The organism is Umezawaea sp. NPDC059074 (genome assembly GCF_042738955.1).
Taxonomy (GTDB): domain Bacteria; phylum Actinomycetota; class Actinomycetes; order Mycobacteriales; family Pseudonocardiaceae; genus Umezawaea.
Window position 1 is genome coordinate 1 of record NZ_JBHYHC010000269.1, and the last position, 4,238, is coordinate 4,238.

General features: G+C 68.0%; 3 protein-coding genes and 1 tRNA gene. 3 read left to right on the forward strand and 1 reads right to left on the reverse strand.

Annotated elements, in window-relative coordinates:
• Nucleotides 1-139 precede the first annotated feature (139 nt).
• Nucleotides 140-1,852 (reverse strand): bifunctional metallophosphatase/5'-nucleotidase, encoded by a 1,713-nt coding sequence (locus ACFWW9_RS45850; protein WP_390389924.1) that lies wholly within the window; start codon nt 1,850-1,852, stop codon nt 140-142.
• Between the two features lie 140 nt (nt 1,853-1,992).
• Here ACFWW9_RS45850 and ACFWW9_RS45855 point away from each other — a divergent pair, with 140 nt between their 5' ends.
• From ACFWW9_RS45855 to ACFWW9_RS45865, 3 genes are all read left to right on the forward strand, one after another.
• Nucleotides 1,993-2,469: a MarR family winged helix-turn-helix transcriptional regulator gene (locus ACFWW9_RS45855; protein ID WP_390389925.1), complete on the forward strand. Its 477-nt coding sequence runs from the start codon at nt 1,993-1,995 to the stop codon at nt 2,467-2,469.
• Nucleotides 2,470-2,482: 13 nt separating this feature from the next.
• Nucleotides 2,483-2,567: transfer RNA gene (locus ACFWW9_RS45860), tRNA-Ser, on the forward strand.
• Nucleotides 2,568-3,278: 711 nt separating this feature from the next.
• A complete protein-coding gene (locus ACFWW9_RS45865) occupies nt 3,279-4,214 on the forward strand; it encodes a neutral zinc metallopeptidase (RefSeq protein WP_390389927.1) in 936 nt (311 codons plus the stop codon).
• Nucleotides 4,215-4,238 lie beyond the last annotated feature (24 nt).

The window sequence follows — 4,238 nt, forward strand, 5'->3', positions numbered from 1 at the left end:
TTTTTTTACCTTTCCGGCGGGGTACCTAATTTTTCGGGGCACCGTGTTTTAAACACCCCACTCCCCGCGGTTTCACCCCCCTCACCCGCCGGGGGGGGCCTGGGCGCGGGCCCGGCCCCCCCACGGGGGGTCGTGCGACTTACGGGATGGTGGTGATGCGGCCCAGGGCCGGGGGCGCCTGGTTCGGGTGGGAGCCCAGGTACGCCGCGAAGGCGTCCAGGTCGATGCCGCCGCCGGTGATCGCGGTGCCCACGGTGAAGCCGGGGAACCCGTCGCCGCCGCCCTGGAGGAAGCTGTTGATCGTCACGCGGTAGCTCGTCGCCGGGTCGACCGGCGTGCCGCTGATCTTCAGGTCGGCGATCTTCGAGCCGAACGGCGCGCTCGTCGACCAGCTGTAGGTCAGGTTCGCCGACGGCTGGAGGACGATCGTCCGCGTGGCCGTGAACTGCTGCTCCAGCACGGTCTTGAGCTGCGCGCCGGTCAGGGTGACCGTCTGCAGGATGTTGCCGAACGGCTGGACGGTGAACGCCTCGCCGTAGGTGACCACGCCGTTGCCCTCGTTCTGCGGCGAACTCGGGAACGTGAGGTCGGCGCGCACGCCGCCGGGGTTCATCAGCGCGATGACCGCGCCGTTGCCGGTGGTGGCGGCGAGCTGCGAATCCGCGATCAGGTTGCCCAGCGGCGACTCGCCGGTCGGGGCCTGGGCGCGGACGATGTCGGCGCTGATCGTGCCGATCTGCTTGTTCGCGATCGGGCCCGACTTCGTCTTCGCCTGGTCGATGACCGCCTGGATGGCGGGGTCGGGCGTGACGTCCTGGGTGACGATCTTGTTCTCGGCCTTGGTCTCCGAGCGGACCACGTCGCGGGTCTTGCGGTCGATCTTCAGGTCGACCACGGACAGCTCACGGCCGAAGGCGAGGCCCTCGATGAACGGGCGGGGGTTGCCCGCCGGGTCCTTGACCGTGCAGTTGTAGTGCTGGTGGCTGTGGCCGCTGAACACGGCGTCGATCTTCGGGCTGACCTTCTCCGCGATCAGCTGACCGGGGCCGGGCGTGTTCGTGCAGCCGTTGGGGCCGCCGTTCGCCGCGGTCTGGTCGCCCTGGTGCACGAGCAGCACGATGGACTTGATGCCGATCAGGTTCAGCAGGTCCGCGTACTTGTTCGCGGCCTTGATCTCGTCGCCGAACTGCAGTTCCTTGATGCCGTTCGGGTCGACCAGGATCGGCACGTCCTTCAGCGGCATGCCGATGAAGCCGATCGGGATGCCGTCGCGGATCTCCACCCAGAACGGCGGCAGCGCGGGCAGCCCGGTCTTCACCTTGGTCACGTTCGCGCCCAGGATCGGGAACTTCGCGCCGGTGTAGGTCGGGTTGAACTGGCAGCCGTCGACGGGGTGGCAGCCGCCCTGCTGGATGCGCAGCAGCTCCTTGTAGCCCTCGTCGAACTCGTGGTTGCCCGCGGCGGTCGTCTCCAGCCCGACCTTGTTCAGGATGTCGATCGTCGGCTCGTCGTGGAACAGCGCCGACACGATCGGCGACGCGCCGATCAGGTCGCCCTGCCCGACCACCACCGAGTTCTTGACCTGCGCGCGCAGGTTCTTGATGTGCGTCGCGTTGTACGCGGCGCCACCGGCGTTCACCGTGGTGCCATCGGCCAACGTCACACGGCCGGACGAGCCGGTCGGCGGCTCGATGTTGCCGTGCAGGTCGTTGATGCCGATCAGGCGGACGTCCACCGTGCGCTGAGCGCGCTGGGCGTCGACATCGGCCTGGGCCGGGCTGCCTGCGAACGTGATCGCCAGTCCAACCCCGGCGGTCGCCACGAGCGCGGCGGTCCGTCTGAACGAACTCATGTTTCCTCCTGCTCGGCGCCCGAGTAGGCAGGCGCGCTACGGCGCTGGAGTTTGCCTCGCCCAGCTCACGGAAACCAGATGCGAAAGGCGATCGTCGGTGAATGGAGATGTCACGTCCTCACGGGATTAACCTGGTGGGCGTGACGGATGCCGGGCAGGAGCCGCGTTGGCTCGATCAGGACGAGATGCGGGCGTGGCGCAACTACGTGACCGCGGCGGCCATGCTGGAGGACCGCCTGCACCGCGAGCTGCAGACCGGTCACCGCCTGTCGCTGGCCGACTACGAACTGATGGTTCGGCTCTCCGAACAGCCGGGGAGCGCCATGCGCATGTCCCAACTGGCCGAGGACGTGGCCTCGTCGAAGAGCCGCGTCTCCCACCAGGTCGCCCGGATGGAGCGCGAAGGCCTCCTGCGCCGCCGCGAGTGCGACCAGGACGGCCGCGGCGTCCTCGCCGAGCTGACCGAGCGCGGCCTGCGCACCCTGGAGGCCGCCGCGCCGACCCACGTCAACGGCGTGCGCGACCACATGATCGACCTGCTGACGCCCGACGAGCAGGAGGTGCTGGCCAAGGTGTTCGACCGGGTCAAGGCACACCTGCGGTCGCTGGACGGGTAACCTCACCGCGTAGGGAAGCGTGGCAGAGCGGCCGAATGCATCCGCCTTGAAAGCGGAAGACGGGAAACCGTCCGGGGGTTCAAATCCCTCCGCTTCCGCAAGTCAGACCAGCACGAACAGGGGCGGGCCACCGGCTGGTGCCCCGCCCCTGTTGCGTCGTCGTCTCATTCGTCGTCTCATTCGCGCCCCGATGATCGCCGTGACCACGTCCGCAGGTGGGAAAAAGTCGGTCAGACCTATTCTTCGTTATGATCTTTCACGTTGGCGATCGCTCTGCGCGACCATTGTTCGCGCTCCGCTCACCCTTGTGGTGATGGAAAGTTTCACCACTTCCGGAACGCCGTGAACTGTTGTGGTTCGGGCTGATCAAGCGCATAGTCGAAGCAGGGACAAGACCACCGGAGAATCCGGAAAGTTATGTGCGGTGGCGCTCCCGGAAGGGGTTAGGTGGTGCTATGCAGGTAACTCTCACCAGTGATGCTCGTCGTCCGCTGCATCCCCACGACCGGAGCTGAATTCACGATCCGGCCGCGATACGCGAGCAGCGAAAGCCAGGTATCGGGTGCGCAGGCGCCACCGGTGTCATCCGCGCACGTCGACGCTGTTGAGCTCGACGTCGGTTCCCTCTCAGGAGCGGACCGGTCGCGCTCCACGCCAACCTCGCGATGACGGCGATCGTCATTTCCACCGAGTAATGCCTGGGTGCGGTGCCCCGACGTCGGGCTCCGCACCCAGGCGTGCGTAATCCGCAGGCGTGCCTGCGCGGGGCTATCGTGTGCCGCCAAAGGGTCTTGGCGGGAGGACACGCGGTGCAGTTCAACGAGGATGCCGAACTCGACACGTCCCAGATCGACGACCAGCGCGGCGGTGGCGGTGGTGGTGTCGGTGGCCGCGTCGCCCTCGGCGGCGGTGGCCTGGGCATCGTGGGCCTGGTCATCTACTTCCTGCTGTCCCAGTTCGCCGGTGGCGGCGGGGGTGGCGGCTTCCAGCTGCCGTCCGGGTCCGGGTTCGGGGACGTGGGGCAGAACCAGCAGGTCGACTCGGCCGCGATCCGCGAGAAGTGCAAGACGGGCGCGGACGCGAACCGCGAGGACGACTGCCGGGCCGTGGCGTTCATCAACTCGATCCAGGCGTACTGGAGCGACCAGTTCGCCCGCTCCGGCAACACCTACAAGCCGATCAAGACGAACTTCTTCGAGGGCGGCGTCAACACCGGCGGCTGCGGCAGCGCCACGTCCGCCGCGGGGCCGTTCTACTGCCCGGCGGACTCCGAGGTGTACATCGACCTCGCGTTCTTCCAGGAGTTGAAGACGACGTTCGGCGCGACCGGCGGCCCGTTCGTCGAGGCGTACGTGCTGGCCCACGAGTACGGGCACCACGTGCAGAACCTGCTCGGCACGTCCGGCCGGGTGAAGCAGGGCACCGGGCCGCAGTCCGACTCGGTGCGGCTCGAACTCCAGGCCGACTGCTACGCCGGGGCGTGGGCGAACCACGCCACCAGCGTCCCCACGGCGTCCGGCAAGCCGTTGATCACCGGGGTGACCGACGCGGACGTGAACGCCGCCCTGGACGCCGCCAGCCGCATCGGCGACGACTACATCCAGAAGAACCTGGGCGGCGGCAGCGTCGACACCACCAAGTTCAGCCACGGCTCCTCGGCCCAGCGGCAGAAGTGGTACCGCGCCGGGTACGACTCCGGCGACCCGGCCCGCTGCGACACGTTCGGCACGAACAACCTCGGCTAGGCGCACGGAATAGGGGGCTGTCTC